Annotated in this window: 11 protein-coding genes; 4 read left to right on the top strand and 7 right to left on the bottom strand. The window is 67.0% G+C overall.

The genetic code is table 11. From position 1 onward, the window contains the following. Positions 1–25 precede the first annotated feature (25 nt). From pcaD to ILP92_RS06715, 3 genes are read left to right on the top strand one after another with little or no spacing between them, the layout of a single operon-like run. Entirely contained in the window at positions 26–814 is a 789-nt protein-coding gene (gene pcaD, locus ILP92_RS06705; protein WP_198915606.1) for a 3-oxoadipate enol-lactonase, read from the top strand. Beyond that, entirely contained in the window at positions 807–1,511 is a 705-nt protein-coding gene (locus ILP92_RS06710; RefSeq protein ID WP_198915607.1) for an alpha/beta fold hydrolase, read from the top strand. Before pcaD ends, ILP92_RS06710 begins: the two co-directional genes overlap by 8 nt. After that, the gene (locus ILP92_RS06715) at positions 1,508–2,716 is read left to right on the top strand and encodes a TCR/Tet family MFS transporter (RefSeq protein ID WP_198915608.1); all 1,209 of its coding nucleotides are present in this window, start codon (positions 1,508–1,510) and stop codon (positions 2,714–2,716) included. The genes ILP92_RS06710 and ILP92_RS06715 overlap by 4 nt, the downstream gene beginning before the upstream one ends. 709 nt (positions 2,717–3,425) lie before the next feature. Here ILP92_RS06715 and ILP92_RS06720 read toward each other — a convergent pair. From ILP92_RS06720 to ILP92_RS06745, 6 genes are all read right to left on the bottom strand, one after another. Beyond that, positions 3,426–5,468: a hypothetical protein gene (locus tag ILP92_RS06720; RefSeq protein WP_198915609.1), complete on the bottom strand. Its 2,043-nt coding sequence runs from the start codon at positions 5,466–5,468 to the stop codon at positions 3,426–3,428. After that, entirely contained in the window at positions 5,465–9,601 is a 4,137-nt protein-coding gene (locus ILP92_RS06725; RefSeq protein ID WP_198915610.1) for a hypothetical protein, read from the bottom strand. Before ILP92_RS06725 ends, ILP92_RS06720 begins: the two co-directional genes overlap by 4 nt. Next, entirely contained in the window at positions 9,598–12,534 is a 2,937-nt protein-coding gene (locus tag ILP92_RS06730; RefSeq protein ID WP_198915611.1) for a hypothetical protein, read from the bottom strand. Before ILP92_RS06730 ends, ILP92_RS06725 begins: the two co-directional genes overlap by 4 nt. Further along, on the bottom strand, positions 12,531–15,908 hold the full coding sequence (locus ILP92_RS06735) for a DUF6603 domain-containing protein (protein WP_198915612.1): 3,378 nt from the start codon (positions 15,906–15,908) through the stop codon (positions 12,531–12,533). Before ILP92_RS06735 ends, ILP92_RS06730 begins: the two co-directional genes overlap by 4 nt. After that, positions 15,905–16,975, bottom strand: coding sequence for a S8/S53 family peptidase (locus ILP92_RS06740; protein WP_198915613.1), 1,071 nt, complete (start codon positions 16,973–16,975; stop codon positions 15,905–15,907). Before ILP92_RS06740 ends, ILP92_RS06735 begins: the two co-directional genes overlap by 4 nt. A gap of 199 nt (positions 16,976–17,174) precedes the next feature. Then, the gene (locus tag ILP92_RS06745) at positions 17,175–17,798 is read right to left on the bottom strand and encodes a tail fiber domain-containing protein (protein ID WP_198915614.1); all 624 of its coding nucleotides are present in this window, start codon (positions 17,796–17,798) and stop codon (positions 17,175–17,177) included. Between the two features lie 1,325 nt (positions 17,799–19,123). Between ILP92_RS06745 and ILP92_RS06750 the strand changes: the two genes are divergently transcribed. Next, entirely contained in the window at positions 19,124–19,381 is a 258-nt protein-coding gene (locus ILP92_RS06750) for a hypothetical protein (RefSeq protein WP_198915615.1), read from the top strand. A 19-nt stretch (positions 19,382–19,400) separates the two neighbouring features. On the opposite strand, the gene ILP92_RS06755 is transcribed toward ILP92_RS06750, so the two are convergent. Beyond that, positions 19,401–20,771: an aspartate aminotransferase family protein gene (locus tag ILP92_RS06755; protein WP_198915681.1), complete on the bottom strand. Its 1,371-nt coding sequence runs from the start codon at positions 20,769–20,771 to the stop codon at positions 19,401–19,403. Positions 20,772–20,868: the final 97 nt, after the last annotated feature.

Below are 20,868 nucleotides of genomic sequence, written 5' to 3' on the forward strand. Positions count from 1 at the left end.
AGAAATCGAGCAAAAGGATCTGACCATGCCCATTGCCAGACTGGACGGCCTGCACGTGAACTACGAGGAAAGCGGCCAGCCGGACGGCGCGCCCATCGTCTTCGTCAATTCACTGGGCACGGATCTGCGCCTGTGGGACGCCATCCTGCCGCTTTTGCCCGCCGGGCTGCGGATCATCCGCTACGACAAGCGCGGCCACGGCTTAAGCGATTGCCCGCACATGCCCTATTCCATGGGGGCGCTGATCTCGGATGCCGAGCGCCTGCTTGACCACCTGGGCGTGCGCGACTGCCTACTGGTGGGCCTCAGCATCGGCGGCATGATCGCCCAGGGGCTGGCCGTGAAACGACCCGACCAGGTGCGCGCGCTGGTCCTGAGCAATACCGGCGCCAAGATCGGAACGCCCGAGATTTGGAAGACCCGGATCGAGGACATGAAGATAGGCGGGATCGAAGTCCTGGCCGACGCGGTCATGCAGCGCTGGTTCCCGGCCACCTTCCGCGCCAGCGACGAGGTGGTGAAGTGGCGCCACATGCTGACGCGCACGCCGCTGCATGGCTATGGCGGCTGTTCGGCGGCGATCGCGCACAGCGATTTCTTCGCCTCGACGGCGACCCTGCGGCTGCCCGCGCTGGGCATCGCGGGCAGCGAGGACGCCAGCACGCCCCCGGACCTGGTGCGCGAAACCATGGCGCTGATCCCCGGCTCGGATTTCCAGCTGATCCGCGGTTCGGGGCACCTGCCCTGCGTCGACGCGCCCAAGGACTACGCCGAGATCCTGAACGGCTTCATCGCGAAGACCGGCCATGTCTGAGCTGCTGCTGATCCACGGGTCGTGCCACGGCGCGTGGTGCTGGCGCGACGTGCTGGCCGAGTTGGATGCCATGGGCCAGCCCGCGCGCGCCATCGACCTGCCCGGCCATGGCGACGACGCGACGCCCCGCGCCGGGATCACGATGGACGATTACGTGGCGCGCATCACGGGCAGTATCGACGCACCCGTGACGCTGGTCGGCCATTCGATGGGGGGCTTCCCGATCACCCACGCGGCCTTGACCGCACCCGACAAGATCACGCGGCTGGTCTATGTCTGCGCCTACGTGCCCGAGCCGGGCAAGGATATCGGCGACATGCGCCGCGCCTGGCCCGACCAGCCGCTGGTCCCGGTGATCGAGATGTCCGACGACGGTGCCACCTTCACCTTCGACGCCGCGCGCCTTCGCGAAATGTTCTACCACGACTGTCCCGAAGGCACGCTCGACTACGCACGGCCCCGCCTGACACCGCAACCCGTCGCCGCCCAATCGCGCGCCACCGAGGCCCAGCCCGACTGCCCGCGCAGCTACATCATTTGCGACCGCGACCGCGCGATCCCGCCCGGCTTCCAGGCGCACATGGTCCGCGACTGGCCCGCGGAGGACGTGCAGACCATGGACGTGTCGCACTCGCCCTTCTTCGCGGCGCCGCGGGACTTGGCCCGCCGCCTGGCCGACCTGGCGCGCCGCCCATGAAGACGCGGCTGCCGCTGACCTTCATCCTGATCACGCTGGTCATCGACGCCATGGGCATCGGGCTGGTGCTGCCGGTGATGCCCGACCTGATCGAGCAGGTGTCGGGCGGCACCCTGGCCGAAGCCGCACTCTGGGGCGGCATCCTGTCCACCAGCTTCGCGGTCATGCAGTTCCTGTGCGGCCCGATGCTGGGCTCGCTGTCGGACCGCTACGGGCGGCGGCCGGTCCTGCTGGTGTCGCTGCTGGTGATGAGCCTCGACTACCTGGTGATCGCGCTGGCGGGCAGCATCTGGGTGCTGCTGGCGGGACGGATCGTGGGCGGCATCGCGGCCTCGACCCAATCCACCGCCACCGCCTTCGTGGCCGATATCTCATCGCCGAGCCAGAAGGCCGCCCGCTTCGGCATGGTCGGCGCGGCCTTCGGGGTGGGCTTCGTGCTGGGGCCGCTCATCGGCGGGGTGCTGGCCGAATACGGCACCCGCGCGCCCTTCTACATGGCCAGCGTTCTTGCGGCTCTGAACATGGTCTTCGGCTATTTCATCCTGCCCGAAACCGTGACCGACCGCATCCGCCGCCCGTTTTCCTGGACCCGCGCCAACCCCCTGGGCGCGCTGATGGACCTGGGCCGCATGGACGGGGTGACACGCCTGGTGGTGATGTTCTTTCTCTACCAGGTGGCTTTCTTCGTCTACCCGGCGATCTGGGCCTATTTCGCCAAGGCGCGCTTCGGCTGGGATCCGCAGATGATCGGCCTGTCGCTGGCGGGCTTCGGCATCGCGCTGGCCGTGGTGCAGGGCTGGCTGATCCGCTACATCCTGCGCTGGCTGGGCGATCGGGGCACCGTGATCTACGGGCTGATCTTCAACACCTTCGCCTTCATCGCGCTGGCCTTCGTGGCCAACGGCACGCTGGCGCTGATCCTGACGCCGCTGACGGCTCTCGGCGCGGTGGTGACGCCCGCGCTGCAGGGGCTGATGTCGCGCGCGATCCCCGACAACGCCCAAGGGGGCTTGCAGGGTCTGCTGACCAGTGCGGGGGCGCTCGCCATGATCGTGTCACCACTTATTATGACGCAAGTCTTCTGGGTGGCGACCGCCGACAGCACGCCCTTCTACCTGCCCGGCGCGCCGTTCCTGGTGTCGATGGTGCTGATGTTCGCCTGCGGCTGGGTCTTCATGGGTCGCCCCCGCACCGCCCGCGCCTGACCGCCCCATCTTAGCTCTTCGAAAATATCCCGTGGGAGTCCGAAGGACGGGGGCAGCGCCTGCCCGATCGTCGCTCGAGTGTCGCAGGCCACATCCGGACGTCGCGGCAGCCAAAACGGTCATCTCCGACCTTGACGTCGGGCGCACCGCAGTCCCCGTAGACCATGAGATCTGTCAGGAGGTGCTTCGGGCGGCGCGCAGCATTCGGAGTGCCGCGCGCTGTTGCTGTCTCGCGGCACTTGTCCATTCTTGCGTGCCGCATACCAGCCGTTCCGCGGTACGATCCCGGCCGCTTCGAACATCGCCGGGACCGCCTCGTCATCGGTTGCGGACATGGCCTTCTCGCCCATCTCCGGGTTAAACTATCTGCTTATCTTGCAGACAGGAGGCTCGCCCAGGCAGAGCCGCTTATGAAGCAACCTCTCGTGAAGGCCTATGTCACAGCGGATGGTGGACGCAATTTCGGTCCCGTCTTCGGGGGCGGGAACTATAGCCTTCGCCACGAGAGCTATTCCGCCGCTCTGCCAAAATCTCTGGATTTTAGTCGGAAGGGAGAGGACCGCAGCTGAGCCGACATCAGCCAAGCTGCCGGAAGACGGCTTCCATGCGGACGAACCGGTCCTTCGCCTCGTCACAATCGAAGGTCCTTTTCGGGTTGCGCATCAGGATGGGAATGTGCCGCGCCGACACATCCAAAATGGACGGTAGATCAGGATTGGTCGATCTCTTCGGCAAGGCGCGCGGTGGCACTCCGGAAGCTGCCATCGACAGAGCGGTTCGCCAGAAGCGCCGACAGGCTCTGGGGCGCGTCCGCGGCATAGCTTGCCACGTCTCGAAAGGAAATGCGGAACTCTGTGTCGAGCGCCTCGAAGCCTCTGTTGACCGGCGAAAGCGTGTCGAAACGCAAGCCTGAGCTGCCGAGCTGCGGCTTTCGCGGCAATCGCTCGCGCGTCGTCCAGGCCCGAACCGAGCCGCCTGTCCAGCGAACGCGTATCGGAGCGCGCTCTATCCGCACTCCGCCGGGGGGAACGGCTTCGTCGTTGATGGGCGAGGGCGCGCGGAGGATCTCGCCAGATGGATCGGCGGCCGCGTTGCGTGGGGCGTCGAAGAGCCGCGCGCGGACGAGCTTCCGGTGGTCCAGATCGGGCGGCATCTCGTATGGGAAACGATTCTCCGGGACGTCCCCCGCGATCCGATAGGCCATCTGTGCCTCGGTCGGGGCGCGTCTGACATCGGGCGGTCGCGGAGCGGCCAGCACCTGCTCGGTCCGGTCTACCGTGAGGCCGGTCGCAGCGTCGGGGGCCTGCGCCTCCACGGCCCAGACGAGGTTCGCCCCCGGATCGCGCACGAGGTCAACGCGCTCGATCACCGGACCGCGGTGGTGGTGGGGCAGGACGGGCGAGACGACGAGGGCCGTTTCCGGCCGACCGTCCGTGGCCGAGACATTCCTGCAGAAGACGAATCGACCGTCCTCGGCCGGGACCTCCCGCGCCTCGGCCTCGCGACCGAAGGTGTCGCGGAAGACAACCCGACGCATCCTCGTCACGCTTCCTGCAAGGACGCCGAACGGCGCTATGAACCAGTTTCGCGCACCGCCGAGGGCGAATTCCGCTACCACCAGACGGGCAAGATCCTCAGGCGCCGGATCAAGATGGCCGTAATTCGTCTCGGGCGGCTCGACGGACCAGAGTCGCGCCAGCGGCATCCCTGGAAACCGCGCGGCAACGGGAATCGCAGTCACTTCGAACGGAGGGGCCGGGCGCGGCGCCTCGGCCGCGGGAAGACTGGCCTCCGTCGAAAAATCCATGTCCCACCAGTCGAGCGGGCCGCTTCGATGATCATTTATGCGCAGCACTGCGAGCCGCGTGGGAACCAGATCAGGCAGGATCAGGTCGGAGATGTCCGGCAGCGTGCTGCCCTGCCCGCCAAGAAGCGCGCCGAGATCTATCCCGCCGAGTACGCCCACGCCTGGCATCATGATCGGCCCAATTCCCGCCACGTCGGTCACGACGCCGTCGGTCAGGATGTCCGGCCTCGCCAGGATGATCGGTTCGGCATTGCCCTGTGGGACGAGGATCTCGGCCTCGTGATCGAGGCTCGCGTCGCGCCACGTCGGCGCGCCTGCCTCGGATCTGTTCAACTCTTCCCGCAGGAGGCCGGAGAGCCCCTCCTGCACGACGGCGATGGCCGGGTCTCCGACGGCGATGCCTGCCGCTATTAGGATGTCGTCGATCGGCGCGTTCCGCACCATGTCGAGAAGGCCCACGCCGTCGAAGCCACGCCCACCTCGATGAAGCGCCACGGCGCGCGCCGCCTTGCCCACACGCGGATCGGACGGAGTAGGCAGCGGGAACCGCTCGGCGACGGCCTTACGGACCTCGGGCGGAAGGCCCGCATCGCGCAGGAGTCGCGCGATCTCACGGCCGAGGGAAAGACGCCGCGTGTCCCAGTGACGGAGTGGTGCGGCCCCCTCATCTCGGCCGACGCGCATTTCGAGCGGCATCACGCGCGGGTCGTAAGGTGCGGGTCTCTCCGTGGGTCCAGCCCGCGTGGCGGTGAAAGTGTTACTCTCCCCTTCTAGGCGGAGAAGGGCGGGGGTTCCGACGTCGCGTGCGGCGAACTCGCCCATCTCCGCCTGCCGGAGAAGAAACCAAAGCGGATCGGCAACGGGCATTCGCGCGGCCCGGGCTGGATCAGGATCGCGATCAAGCGGGACGAGACTGGCTGCGAGCTGTTCGGGATGCAGGGTCATGGGCGGGGATCCTGAAAGCTGAGGACAGGTGGGAGCGCGCCAAGATCGGTGCCGAGATCGGTTGGGGCGGTGGCGCGCAAGCGAACGAGCTCGAAGGCCCGGTCGAGCGCGCGCAGGCCCGCATCCGCGGACCAGGCCGTATCCGTCGTCGCAATAAGTATCGTCTGCGGCGCCCGCGCCACCGGGCTAGGCGCCTCGACGGCGACGGCGGCTGTCACCTCGGGGTCGGGCAGGACCTCGGACCAATCGTCGAGGACCAACCCGCCAGCAGGCGCCACGGGTCGCGGGCCAATCACGGCCACGGCCCGGGAGACGGGCGTATCCGCGGCAGAAGGTCCCATCGCCGCCCAGGGACCCGGCGCGTCCTGGATCGGGCAGAGCTTGAGCAGAGTCTCGTCGCGCAGGAGCTCGGCCGCCTCAATCGCTTCCAGCCCCTCGCGCAGACGACCCCGGACGGAGGCGGCTTCGGTTGCCCAGCGGCGCAACTCCTGCGGCCTAATTGCCGTCGCCTCGCCCGCTCTGATCCTTTCCGTCAGATCCTGTGCCGCATCGGTTGGAAGGCCAGGCACAAGCGGAAGCGTCGGGCCCAGTAGGTGCCGCAATGCATCGCCTGGTGTTTTCGCGTCCGCAGCGGCGGCGCGGTCAGAGGCGAGCCGCGCCGCAACCCCGGTCGCGAGCACCGGCAGCACCTCAGCCTCGGCACCCGGCGCGGACTCGGCATCTGCGCGCCCGAAGCGCGCCGCATCGGCGAGGGCGGCGCGCAGGGTCGCCTCGTCAGCCTCGGCGATGGCCGCACTCAGACGGTCCTCTAGCTTCCCCGCTAGGGCCATGACATATTTGGGGCGCTTGCCGAAAGACGCGGCCTCGCCGGTCGGATCGGCTGGCAGGTCCTCGGGGAGGATGCCGCGCGCGTCCGTAACCATCGCGCGGAGACTGGCGAGCATTACTTTTGTCGCCGCGAATTCCGGCTGCCCATCAGGGCCTGCCGCCGCCGAGTCGATCCAGTCTCCGCGCGCGCCGACGAGCAGCGCCTCGACAAGCGGGTGGCGGGGCGCGTTGCCTGCCCGGGCCGAAAGCACGAGGCTTACGGCGTCGAGGCCGGTTGCTGTTAGGCTGACCCACCTGCGGGGGCCCGCGGCATCCACGACCCACGCGCCGTATTCGTCGAGCGGCCCGACAATGCTGGCAAGCGCATCTGCAAGTGGGCCCGTCGCGATGGCCCGGGCGGAAGCGAAGTCGCCTGGCCCTGGCTCGTCGGGCAGGGCGCCGAACGGCGTCTCCGCGCCGACTAGCAAGACCTTCACGTCGAGCCCCCGGCCCGCACGCTGCGTTCGCGCGACGGTGAAGCCTTCCGGAGAGACCGCTCCGCGGGAGACAGCGTCGAGCGCGGCACCCGCCCGCTCGGGCGTGGAGGCCGCAATGGCGTGGACGCCTTCGGCCAGACCCAGATCGGCGATGGCGTCGACGATGCCCGCCGCCACCTCGATGGCTTCGCGTGCTGCCTGGGGAAGCGCGGGGAGGTCGCCCGCATCATGCAGATCGACCAGCCGGATCCCGTCGCAGACATCCGTCGCCGCGAGGTCGCTTCCCGCATCGACGCCCGCGATCAATCCCTCGCGGAGTGGCGCGATAGCGCGCAGCGCAAGGATCAACTCGCGCAGCTGATTTGGCGCCAGCGAGGGCGCCGCCCGAAGCGCAGCTTCGATCCGAGTGCCGAGCACCTCGCCCAGCGCGCGGCCGGCCCTCAGGTCGTCCATTACGTCGGTTGCCGCGCGGACGCGCGCCGAACCAAGATCGAGAGCAAAGGCCCCGTCCCCGCCACCCGCGGCGCGGCGCCGCCTCCCCCCATCGCGGAGGATGGCGCCGGTGACGGCCTGGGTGGGGCTGCGGGCAAGAAGGTATTCGCCCGCCGTTGCACCCTTCGGATCGCGGGCGAGGCCGAAGACGCGCCCTGCCCCCGCGATCAGGATTCCGCGTCCCGATGCCGCCTCGAGCCGCGCGGCGTCGAGCGCCGTGATCCACGCATCGGGACGCGCCGAGACCAGTCCCAGATGCTCGCGCATTGCCAGCTCAAGCCGATCGACGGGATGCCTCGCGAGCAGGGTCATCGCCTTCTCAAGGTCGCGGTCGACAGCGGCGAGCGGCCCGTCGATACCCAGATCGCGTCGCGTTTCTTCTCCGAGCGGGATTGTCAGCGCTTCGAGATCGACGCCCGTCTTGTCGAGGAATGCGTCCAGGAGTGGGATCGCGGCGGGACCAGAACTCAGGTCATAGAGCGGCGGCGGGTCGATCGACTCGCGCTCCAGAACGTCACGCATGACCTCGGCTAGGTGAGTGAAGAGCGCGTGGCGCATCAGCGTGAAGAGCAGCGGGTCGCCGGGGGCACCGGTGTCGAAGCTCCAGGTTCCGTCTGCCCGCATGAAGATCGGCCGAATTTCTGGCATCTCGCGCCAGGCTCGCACGGGCCAGCGTTCCTTCGGCATTAGTTGGAACAGTCGTCCGAGCGTCGGTGGCCCATCTCGTAGGAGTATCTCTTCGGTCTGGTCGCTGCGCCTGTCTTCGGCGAGGCGCCGGTCCCAACGCGACATCGGAAGGGGCGGAACGATGGGCAGGCTGGGAGCGGTGATGAGCGCATCGCGGGCCGGTGCCGCGTCTGGGTCGAGGCCGAGCGCGCGAAGCACGCGTCCGGTGCGAGGATTGTCGAGCGGTCGGAGGGCCGTCCAGATCGTCGCGGCGACGGTCTGGGGATGCGCACTCCGGGCGTGACGGAAGAGCCAATCCTTTCGGTCGGCGGGCGGATCGGTCGCAACCGAAGTGCGCGGCAAGAGCGCGAGGACCTTCGCGACCCGTTCGGCCAGCGCGGCGTCGCTGTCTCGCAGCGCGCGGGACGTGCCCGCCGGGCCTGCGCCGTCCACCACCACCGGGAGAACGCCGTAGGGCTCGGTCCCGATCTGGAGGGCCGAAAATGGTCCGCGCGCGCGCAAACGCTCGATAAAGGTCCGGCGGATCGCTTCTCGCGGCTCCTGCCCGAGCCCGAGCGCCGCGTGACACCACAGACCCGCGCTTCCCGGCCAGAGCATCGTCGCCATGGCAGCGGCAAGCGTGTCCTCGTCGTGATCGGTGTCGCCCGCAAGCGCCAAGGTTTCCGGTGCAAGGCCGAACGCGCGTTCGAGCCGGGCAAGGTTCGGACCGCCGCGCCTTTCCGGCGGGCCGGGCGTGCGATGCACGCCGTCGTTCGCGGTAGCAGAACCTTGTGGCAGGACACGCAGTCCGCGCGCTGCCACATGGCCCTTCATGAGCGTGGTCAGATGCGCCGCGCCGACCTCGGCCGTCGCCCACCGGAGCCCGTGCACCGTCACGGTGTCGATCGTTCCGTCGGCGGCCAAGTGTTGCTCGAGCGTGGCTCCGTCGCCGCTCGACAGGTCGACACGGATGGCCATCCCGGCGGCGAGCGCCGCGTCGAAATCGAACATCCAGGCAATCCCGTCGGCGCTGATGGATCCGCCGGACCAGAGCCGGTCGAGCGCGCCCTCGTCCAGCAGGCCCCGGCGGTCCAGGACGGAGGGTCCGATCGGCAGCGGATCGGCCACGAGGGCGGGGAACGCCTGCTCCAACGTGCCGCCCGGCCATTCGAGCCGCAGCGTCCAGCGATCCGCCAGTGCGCCGACCAGCCCGGGGCGGTCGTCCGCATCGGCGGGCCGCGGCGCCTTGCCGACGGCGACGGCATCGCGGGCGCGGACCGCACGCGCCACGCCCAACGTCTCGTCCATCCAGCGGTGCAGCTCCGACTGGCGAGCGGGAGCCCCGGCAACCGTCTCGGCCACCGCTGTAGCGACCTGATGGTCGCCCGTCGGCACCCGTGGATCGTAATCGTCGAGATGGATCGTGTCTGGATAGACGCGGACGCAGAGGGCACCGTCGAGAAAGGCCGTCTCCAGCCGGACCGGCAGGCAGGCGACAGGTGCCTCCGCGTCCCACAGGGCCGCGCGTTCTTCGGGCCGTAGCGACGACATCTGCTGGCGAAGTCTATCCAGATCCCTGCGGATGGGTTCCGGGTCTGCGCCGTCATCGAATGCGCGGCGCAACGCGTCGCGAGCCTGCTCAATCTTCTGGGCAAGGTCGTGTGCGCTCATGGCCGGGCAACTCCGATCAGCGCGTCGGCATGGAAGGCCACGCGGACGTCGAGTTGCAAGGTGATCGCAGCCATGTGCGCGGCGCTCCGGCCCCAGGTGACGCCACCATGAGCGGCACCGCCGAGCGTGGCGTTCAGCCTTGCCTCGGGCGCATCTGGGGGCGGCGGCGCCTGTGGATCGGGAAGTTCGACAGGCACGTGGGTGAGCCCGTCAAGCTCCGCCTCGCGCGCTTCTCCAGGCAACTTGTCGCTCATGAGATCGCCCCAATATATCGGGTCCCAGGCCGAGTCTGCCGGATAGGAAACGAGCGGTGCCGCGGCGGATCCGCCCGCGCCGAAATTCCTTCCGAAGTCCTCCGCATCGTACTTCAGCGTCTCGTCAAGGCCGAAGCGCGGCTCGGTCGGCGGGCCCTCGATCATGAAGAACCAACCGCCATCCTCACCGTTGGCCTGCACCTGCTCCGGCGTCAGGTCAAATCCCAGGAACGTCACGTCCGGTGAGAGCGTGCCGCGGAAGATCGGCATGCGCGCGTCGCCGTACGTCCTGAGCTCAGGGGCCGGGAAAGCGCCGTCCGACCCCGCGGTGCGGGCCTTCGCGGGCAGGCCGTAGATCATCGTTTCCGGGAAGCGGCGCAAGAGGTCGCCCCGGATCAGGAGCACCAAGCCCGCTACCCCCGCCGCGTCCCTTGGCGCATGGCTGCCGAGGGTGCCGCCCCATTCGTGGATAGGGACAATGTCGGCGGTGCTGGCGACGGAAGCGGTGCCCCGCCGATCCCAGAACGTCCGGGCGGGCGTGCCCCGCCGGTCGGTCGGGAAGCCGCGCCAAAGCATCTCGGCGCTAAGCTCGTGATTGAAACCCGCCAGCAGCGCTTCGACAAATTCCGGGTCTGGCTCCAGAAGCGAAATCGCGTTCTGCGGCACCCTGTCGAGGCCCGGTAGCATCCAGTCCTGCGACTGGGCCTTCAGGTCGAGGTAAAGCGGACGAGGTAAATCCGGCCATGTGACAACGGGGTGCAGTGGGTCGTCCGTCGGCTGATGCGCGGACACGGCAGGCCCCAAGCGGCCCTTGGTCCGACGCGGCAGCGTAACATCGGGGTCAAGGCCCGCGCAAAGGATGCTACGCGCGGTCTGCCAGTCAGGGTCGGCGGCGAAGGCGGTCGGGATGTCGGCGGGCCGGATCCCGGCGACAGCGGTCCTGAGCTCCTCGATCGCCTCGCGGTCGGATGCGGAGAGCCGCCCATCGATCTCAGGGCCATTCAGCAGTCCTGCTACGCGGGCGGCAAGCTTCATCCGATCCGCAATTTCACCCGCAACACCCGGAGCGGCGGCTTCCGCGCGCCGCAGCGCCGCTCCGCTCGGCACCCCGCGGACGGCTTCGGCGGCCGTTGCCGTCATGGAAGTGGAAGTGGAAGTGGAAACCACACGGTCTGCTACCGAGCCTATGGTATCCCAAATCCGCGTGGGTGGCGCATCTTGACCTACCGGGCAGAGCCCATCGTCGAGTTCCAAATGCCGGGCGGCGATGCGGCGGCTGGCGGCCCGTGAGAGGCGCGCGCGGTCCAGGCGCGCATTGATCTGCTCGATGGCGCCGAACTGGGCCCATATCTCCTCCATCAGCGCGTCCTGCTTCCGGCGAACGATCTCGGCCCCGATACCCGCAGCGGCGCGGTGGCGCGTGGCCGTCGAGATCTCGCGCAGCCAGTCATGCTCAGGCGCAAGCCTGTCGAGCCCGCGCGTGCTGCGCCCGGCGGCCCAGCGGCCCCAGGCGGGGGGGCCGAGCAGATGACCGTTTGCCCCGTCGTCAGGATCGCGCATCGCGTCGGCGAGTGCAGGCGCCAACGGATCGGCGGGTGGTGGCGACGGCATCATCCGCACCGGCCGAAGCGCGCCACCGATGTCAAGTGTCGGCGTCTCGGCGGTGGTGAGGGCCGGGAAGGGCAGGCCCCGAAGCGCGCCTTCGGCCGTGCCAGGTGTGCCGTCGTCCTGCGGGATCTCGGCGGCGGGCAGGCGCACCGCGCGCATTCCCAACTCAACCGGAAGGCCGGGGCGCTGAACGTCGACCGCACGGCGGCCGATATCGGGGCCGAGCGGCTGCGCCTCGAGTAAACGGGCCAGCGCCTCGAAATCGCCCTCTGCCGTAGTGCGGAAGCGCCAATGATGGAAGACGGGGAGGTAGATGGGCCCGGTATCTTCCACGGTCCAGGCGGGTCCTGTTTCGTCGGTGCCGTCCTCGCCGAGCGCAGCCGCCCGCCCGGCGGCGAAGAGCGGCACAACGGCGCAAAGATATGCCCGACGCGGCGAGAGGTTACGGGGACAGAGCAGCCGGGCGATGACACCCCGTTCGCCTGCAATCTTTGCAGCGACCTCGTCCGCCGTGGGTGTCGTCGCCGCATCGATCCCTGATACCTGCACATGCGCCCAGGCCCAAGCTTCCTCTGGGTCGGGAAGCACGCCGCGCCAGCCAGCAAGCGGACGACCCTCTGGGGGCGCGACACGGAGAACAGGGCGCCCGTTGCCGTCCCGGTCGAGAGTTGCCTCCGTCCCCTCCTCAACGCAGACGAGGACAATCCAGGGCGTGAGGTTGCCGTTCGCGTCGGGGGCCGCGGGCGTAAACATCCACGGCAGGTCCGCCGCGCCGAACTCGACAGACGGCATCAGATTGGGGAACATGTCCGGTGTGCCATCCGGCGGTTCCGAGCGGAGCACGACGTCGGGGCCGAACCCGGCGACATCGCCCGGCCCCATCATGGCGAGGCCGTCGACCGCGATCGGGTCGCGCGCCATGAGTTGCGACGCGTTTTCACCGGCCTCAATCGTCACGGACACGTCCAGCGGCGGTCGCGCAGGCATTGTCGCGAGTGCGGATGGGCCGATCAGCGTGCCCGCAAAGCCGCGGCGAACCCACGGCAGGAAAAGGCGGTCGGGCGTGCTCATGCCGCCTCCTCGATCTCGTCGCGGGCGATTACCCGGAGGGCGTCCCGATCCTCGGGATGACGGGCGAGATGCGACCGGAGCGCGGCCCGCGCACCCGCCTGCGTGTCGGCACCATCGGCGGCAAGCTCCGGCATGTCGGCAAAGGGCGCGTTGCCCGTCGGCCCCATTGGCCTTAGATCGGCCGTCGAGACGATAACCCAACTGGCGTCGCGCAGGCCGAAGCCCGCTACCGGACCGGACCTGTCCGGCGGACGCGTCTGATCGATTGCGGCCGCCATCACGTTAGAGTCCATCCGATCCCGGGTCGGCGCGCGGTCGTCATTGACGGTGATCGTTCGGCGGAAGACGTCCCGAGCGACCCAAGGCGCTGTCGCCCCCGATGCGGACGGGAGCGCCCAGCCGGACGCACCGTAGCCGGACGCGCCCGCATTCATCGGCTCGAAGCTCTCGGCGGCGAGCTTCTCGTCGTCGCTCATGTCGAAGAATTGAGCCGGGGCGAAGTACTCCCGCAGCGGTGTCGTTCCCGTGCGTTCGATCGTAAGAGTGTCGCCGCCGACGCCTACGGCAACCGAGCCGAGCCTGAAATGACGCAGCACGCCCGGACGGGCCGCGCCGAAACGCTCCAACGTGACGCCGAGTGGAACGATGCGCTGACGCACGCCGAGTTGCCCCATCGGGTGCACAGCGCCAGCCTTTTCCGCGCCGCAGCGCAGGCGGACGAGGGTCGCCCCTCCTTTGGGCAACTCGGCGCGCCAGTTCCCGGCGATCGCCATGGCCTCGGCGAGCGGCGCCCATGGGTCGGTCTGCGGGAGCTGCGCCGTCACGGCTTTCCCGAAAGTCGCGTCGAAGGGCACGTCGATGTCGAGAAAGAAAAGCGACACCGTCGCGGTGCCCGAAGCGCGGTAGGGGGAGGGCCCAGTCAGCGTCAGCCGCAGCGACACGCCCATGATTCGCGAGGCGCCGCGCTTGAGCGCGAGGCCTGCGCGCATCTCAACCTGAAACCGGAAGGGCTCCAGCTCAAAGAGCGCGTCGAAGCCGAGCCAGCCCTCCACCGTGAAGCCCATCGCAGATGCACGCGCGTCGAGTTGTGCGCCGAATTGCACCGTGTTCGAGGTCAGTGCGACAAAGCATTCGAGCCGCAACCGGGGGTTGTCCCCCGCGCCGAGCGAGACTGCGATGCGGTTGAGATCCGGAAGCTCCGGCGGCCGCTCGAAGGCAGGATGCACTCCGCCAATTGCCAGCACGAAGAAGGGTGAGGCGCCCCATCGCATCCGCATCGCCATTTCGCCGTCGAGGGTGTAGAGCGCGATCTTGCTGTCGAAGAGCACCGCGTCTAGAGACGCCTCGGATCGGTCGAAATCGATGACCCCCAGCAGGTCCATATTGATCTTGACGATCATCGTGTCGATCGCGAGCGACGGCAGGCCGACGCGCAGCTTACCTAGGATCAGAAGCCGCAGCGGACTGTCAAGCTCGAGCACTATGCCAAGCTCGGCCGTAATTACACTAGGGGTGCCCCAGCCCAGCTTCGCCATCGGTCCGAAGACGTGTTGGTCTTGCCGGATCGGGAACGCGCCCTCCAGATCGCGCACAATCTCGGGGGCCCGAGCGACCGGGTCTTTGGGAAACATGATACTGTCGAGCGTCTGCGTGCGAAGCCCGTCGCGCAGCGCGTCAGCGTCCACCGTACGATGAATTCCGACGAGCCCGCCAAGCGCGTTCAGCGTGAACCCGAAGCCGAGCTGGATCGGCGGGAAATCCGACGCAATCAAAAGGATGAGCGAGAACCCTTCGTCCGGTGCCCCGTCACCATTCGCGTCGGGAAGTTTCGTTACGAGAAGTCCGACGGCCGAAACCCCGATTTCGCCGATCTGTAGCGCCAGCGCGCCGCTATACCGGCCCTTCTCAGGCTCGAAGGACAGAAAGCCGCCGCCGGAGACGACGTTGTTCGTTATCTGCATCCCGATCCCGACTGGCGGACGGGCCACGAGACGCGGCCTTTCATCCGTCGAACGCTCTAGTCGAATGCCGATACCGTCGATGCTCGCCGTTGCCGGGCCCAAGGTAACGGAGACCGCGGTTCCCAGCTCGATCAGCGTTTCGTCCTTTCCGAACGATACGTCGATGCTTGAGAAGAAGACTGGCCCGATCTGCAGAGCGACCGGAACCTGAAAGCCCAGGCTGTCGCCGCCGATCAACTTTGGCCCTGAACCCGATTGCCAAGACAGGCCAACGGTTCCCAGGTCGAGTTTCTGGGAGCTCGGAAGAACCGCTGCCAGAAACCCATCCCCGCCGAGGCGAAACTCGACGGAAACGTTTTCGACACCGAATGTCAGACCGACCCCTTCCTGCTCGGCCGCCGAGACTTCGATACGCGGCCCGCCAGCCCTCAACATCCCCAGTCTATCTAGCCTTAACCTCTCGGACTGCTCCGGATCGGTGGCCGCGAAGAGCTTCAGGGAAGCGTCCGATCGCACGCCCGGCACGATCTTCATATCGCCCGGACGGAGCACCAAAGTCGGTCCATCGGCTTCGCCAACCGCCGCCTCCAAGCCGTAGGTCCAGCCATCCTCGTCGATGGTGCGCGAGATGTCGCCGCGGGCATAAGGCGACAGACCGAGTCCGCCCGGCAGCGGTAGAATTCTGAAACCTGCCTCTACCGAAAACCCATGGAGCAGAATGGACTGGGCGCCCAGAAGCTGTTCGTCGAACTCCGCCTGGATCAACGGCAGAAGCGTCGCCGTCACCTCCTCCGTGATGCCCAGAGCAGTGGGAAGGTTCTCGGGCTGCAGATCGCGCCGATACCCAAGGCCGAGGTCCAGTTCGAAGGCGGCCCTTCGCAGGACCGCAGTTGCGTTCTCGGCGAACCGTTCCGGCTGATCGCCGTCGCCCCACCCGTATACCTCCTGTGCCCACTGGGCCGGATCGGTGAAGGCCGCCCGCAAGGCGTCGATGTGCAGCGATGTTTTTCCGGCGCGATTGTGCCTGAGCACGCCAAGTATCCTCAGCATGGCACCGGCGGTCGGCATGCGCCTGGACAGGTATTCCGACACGAGCATCGCAATCACGGCCCGCGCCGCGACACGGCCCGCCTCTGTCGAGGTGAAGACCGGCGAGTTGAGCAGATCGGCAAGGATACCCAGCAGGCCGAACAGCAGGGTCCAGTCGATCTCGACCGGCTCTTCGGGCAGTCTGGTGGCAGCCTGTCCGACCGCGTCCAGCGAGGCTAGAAAGGGACCTGGATCGATCGTCTCGGGATCGCCGAGCGATAACTCCGAAAGGAGGACTCTGGCCGCACCCTCGGACCCTGCGGCCTCAGCGAGAGGGTCCAGAAATATCAGCATTTCCCGGCGGAGCGTCGTGAAACCTGTCACGGCAACTCTAATCCGGACGCGTCGGGCAAGGGTTGGTCCAGCAAACAGTCTACGTTCAGCTGGCCCGCCAGGGTTCGCTCCGGCCACCCGCGATTTGCGGGGCCTGCCGAGGCCCGGAGACAATGGATGAAGGCGCTGACGGTTTTGCCCAGGCCGTATTTCATCCGCAGCTTGGTCTTGCCGTGATGCCTGATCCAAAGCGCGGCGGCGGCAGCCACAAACTGCGTCGAATAGGAGGAGCCAGCGGTGCTTTCACCCACGACCCGCGCCACCGAACCGGTCGCGGGTTCGTAAGCACGCGTGATGCGAATGTTAATTCCCGGAGAGACAACGTCCAACTCCGCCTCGTCGTAGAAGCCGAGCTGGTTCGGTTCTCCGGTGCGGTCGATTGCGCCGACACCGACAGACCATGGCCTGTTCGCCGGAAAAACAACGTCGACTTCCCTCCAGGCAGGGCCGAACGGAACCTGACCACCGGCCGCGACAATGATGACCCCTTGGCGGGCATACGTGCGCAACAGCTTTTCAACCTTTTTCTGGCTGAAGAAGCGCGATCCAAGGCTCAGGGCGAGAACGTGAGGCGCTGGCCCGCCGCCCGGCTCGTTGAGCAGACGTTCTGTGAAATGCCCCAAGGCTTCGCAGAGATAGGTGAGTTCGTCGCTCTTGAGGCCGACGAAAGTGGTGATGCGGTACGGGACATATTTGATGCCCGAGATACCATCCAGCGCGGCGTGTATGGGCGACGATCCGGCGACTACGCTATAGGTGGCGGTCCCGTGGTTGTTGAAGTTCACAAAGCCGCCGAGCTCGTCTTCTGGAAGCTCATCCAAGGGTGTCCATGGTTCGCGGCTTTTACCCTCGATTAGATTGGCGGAAAAGCGCGTTTCCAAAAATGACGGACCGACATTCGCGGATTCCACAAGGCCTGTATCCATATGAGCCACGAAGACCGTATCGTTCGGATCTTCGGCCGGGCGGCTGCGGACGACGTCGAAATTGCAGTACCAAGTTGCCCAATCCTGGCCTGTCAACTCATTCGGAGCTTGGCCGTTAGGTGTGCAGGACATGAATGGACCTCGCAAGGCTCAGCGCGGGACATCCATGGGTGAGCCCCACGGAGCTCATCATCTTCTGATCCCAATGCACGCCGACGGATCGGCGACAACGGGGGCGCAGTGGGTGGGAACAGATCGTGGGGCTTGGAAACGTGGCGACAGGACTGCCTCTCCGAAGTGGCCGCACGCGGAAGCTGATTCGGTCGGGAATCTAGCCACTTCTGCCGTCCTGTCGCATCCGCAGTTCCGCCACTTCTGCCGCGAGTTCCTTTACTGCTTCGACCAACAGCGGGACGAGCGTCGCATGCTCCACCGCAAGGTGATCCCCTGAGTCGCGCACGGCCTCGGGCACAGCCCTCCGCAGGTCCTGGGCCAGAAAGCCAAGCCGTTGCTCCTGTGTGCGGGCGGCGAAGCGATACCTGTAGCCAGTGACCGAGCGCAGCGTGGACAGGGCGCCATCAATCGGCTGACAATCGGTCTTGAGCGTGGCATCCGATATCTGAACGACCCGGTCGGCCACCAGTGTTCCGGACATGGTAACGTCGCCCTTCGCCCCATCCATGTGCACGGTCTGGCGGGTATTGCGGTCGTAGAGCGTGACATCGCCATCCTCGGTGGTGCCGCCGAGATGCAGCGAGCCGCTCTCTCCGTTCAGTCCGATGGTCAGATTGCCCGCTCGGTCGGTTAACATCAGATCCCCGTCGCGCCCCGCGCCACCAAGGGTCAGATTGCCGTCATTGACGGACAGGACGACGGTATCGCCCGTCGGCGTGCGTATTCGGATTTCTCTCCCAATCAGTTCCAAGCTATCGCCTGCCAAAATGACATCACTCATCTGCGGCCTTTCCTCGTGTAAACCGTCGGTCTGCGATCTTTCCCTTACGTAAGAAATCCTGCTTTCGAAACGGGGCGTTGGTCAAGGTCGCATTTTTTCAGATCGCGTGGGGGGCAGCATATTTGCGCGAAGTCCTCTGGACAGACCGCCATGCCCGGAATTTCGCCGCCCGTCACGCTGAGCCCAGCGCGAGCGCGAGACGACCGACGGTCTGGTTCGGCCCCAGGACCCACGTCGGCGTCCGCTGGCAAGCGGGAATGCCGAGCGACGGTCCGACAAGCCGCAATACGAGCGTGCGCGACGATCGAGCGTGAAGGGGTTTCGGGATAGGCACCGTTGCGCGAAGTCATTCTGATGGCACTTAAGAAGTGATTCGTCGACCAGAGGGTCAAGTTCCTTGGTGAGACTTGCCCGGCCGATTTAGACCTAGGCGCTGAGATGGCTGCGCGACGCTTCCGAAGCTGACATCGTCCACGCGCACTGCGACCGGGACGAGATGACGTGTCACATCCAAGCGGTCGTCGTGCCCGAGACATCCGCTTAGCTGACGCGCACCCACAAGACCACCGGCGAAAAACGGGCATAGAAAGGGCGCAACGACTAGAGTCCCCACGCTCATTACTCAGGATGCCCTCCGGCCCGCGTCGCCCGACACGCAGTCCGCAATAAGGCTTCTTGCGGTAAGACCCACCTGGCCGTCCGATGACGAGGCGTCGCCCGAGGAGGATCAATGGAGTAGCGCGCAGCCGATCAGAGCGTCTGGTATTAAGAAGACGATGAAGACGGCCTGGGCCAGACCGCGTGCGTCGGCCTCGGCGCGATTTGGGTGGGAGCACGGTCGAGATCCTTGTAGATCGCGCGAAATGGCGCCATGTCCTCCAGAAGGCTCCCGCTGGAGGCCTGCGTAGCCACGACGTCGATACCCGCGACTTCAAGCGCGGCAGGCGCCGCCTTCGCTTTGGGCCGGGCAAGCCGCATGGACCGTTTAGCGTCGCGTCGCCACCGAGCACCGCCGCGCTTATGGTTTTCTACGTCCGGATAGCTGCCTCCGCGTCCGATTGAGCCGCGTCGAGTTCAGCTCGCATGATAGAATTGATCGCGGCGCTAAATGCCGCCCGGTTCTCGGTCGGCCACGGCGAATAAGTCGGCCGCTGGACGCGACGGAGCGGTCGGCCGCGAACCACGCGAACCAGATCTCATTCTGCCACGAGCGGTCCGGAGGGGGGGCGACGCCTTGAGGTCCAAGAACATGCGCACCGCGCTGAAATCACTGCCAGAAGAGTCAAGCAACCAACTGGACCGATTCCCGCCCGGGTACGGTTCCGATGGTCAACATGCGCCTTCGTTTTATCGACGACGTGGACGACGCTTTGCGAGCTTGGCAGATTGGATCGCCGAAGCCCAGCACCAAGATCAGTGGCGCAATCACGCGATTGCGAACGTCACGTATGATCCCGGATATGGATGGCAAAAAAGGTTGGCGATCCTTCGATCACGGCACGGCCTCGGCGATCTTAGCCAAGAGCCAATTGGCTAATCGAAAGCCCGCAAAGCCCCGCCCCGACATGGCAACCTCCGACTGAGCAGCTTCCCCTGCCCGGCCTAGAGCCCCGCTTGCGCGATGGCCGTGACGGTCTTCTCGACGATCTCGTCCACGTTGTCGCGGCTCAGGCAGAAGGGCGGCGCGAAGCCCAGGATGTCGCCGCCCGGCATGGCGCGGGCGATCACGTCCTGCTCGGCCAGGTGGCCCACGACGGTGGCCCCCATCTTCCGGTCCGGCTCGAAGAACGTACGCGGATCGCGATCCGCCACCAGCTCCACCGCGCAGAGCATCCCGTCGCCGCGCACTTCGCCCACGTGGGGATGGTCGGCCAGCGCCTCGGCCATGCGCGCGTTCAGATACGCCCCCACCGCCCCCGCCTGGTCCACCAGGCCCAGGCTGTCGAGCAATTCCAGGTTCGCGACACCCGCCGCGGTGCCGATGGGATGCGCCGAATAGGTCCAGCCGTGGCCCAGCGGCCCGTTCTCGTCCGTGCCCCGCTCCAGCACCTTCCAGACGTCGTCGCTGACGATCGAGCCCGAGAGCGGCGCGTAGGCGCTGGTCAGGCCCTTGGCGATGGTGATCAGGTCCGGCCGCATCCCGTAATGCTCGGAGCCGAACATGGTGCCCAGCCGCCCGAATCCGGTCACCACCTCGTCGGCCACCAGCAGGATGTCGTGGCGCCGCAGGATCGGCTGGATCGCGTCCCAGTAGCCCTTGGGCGGCGGCACGATGCCGCCGGTGCCCAGCAGAGGCTCGGCCCAGAAGGCGGCGATGGTGTCGGCACCTTCACGGTCGATCATCTCTTCCAGGTCCGCGGCGCATTGGGCCACGAACTGCGCCTCGGACTGGCTGACATCGTCGCGCCGGAAATAATAGGGCGCCGTGGTGTGCATCACCCCGTCCATGGGCAGGTCGAACTTGGCGTGAAAGACTTCGAGCCCGGTCAGCGACCCGGTCATCAGCCCCGAGCCGTGATAGCCGCGCCAGCGCGAGATGATCTTCTTCTTCCGGGGCCGCCCCAGGATATTGTTGTAATACCAGATCAGCTTGATGTTGGTCTCGTTCGCGTCCGAGCCCGACAGCCCGAAATAGACCTTCGACATGTGATCGGGCGCGCGTTCCAGCACCATGCGCGCCAGCGTGATCGACGCCTCGGTGCCGTGGCCCACATAGGCGTGGTAATAGGCAAGCTCGCGCGCCTGCGCGGCGATGGCGTCGGCGATCTCGGTCCGCCCGTAGCCCACGTTCACGCAGTAAAGCCCGGCGAAGGCGTCCAGCATCCGCCGCCCGTTCCGGTCCTCGATATGCACGCCCGACGCGGTGCGGATGATCCGGCCCATCGCCTCGCCCCGCGCGTGCTGCGCCAGGTGGGTCGAGGGATGCATGAAGTGGTCGCGGTCCCACTGGGCCAGTTCGTCGTTGCGGCGCAGATCGTCCATCGGGGCTCTCCTTCGGGGGGTATGCCCTTGCATCTACGCCTCCGGCCGCCCGGTGAAAACCCCCGCCCCCCTTGACCCGCCCCCGGTT

It is taken from the genome of Palleronia pontilimi (genome assembly GCF_016412875.1).
Taxonomy (GTDB): domain Bacteria; phylum Pseudomonadota; class Alphaproteobacteria; order Rhodobacterales; family Rhodobacteraceae; genus Palleronia; species Palleronia pontilimi.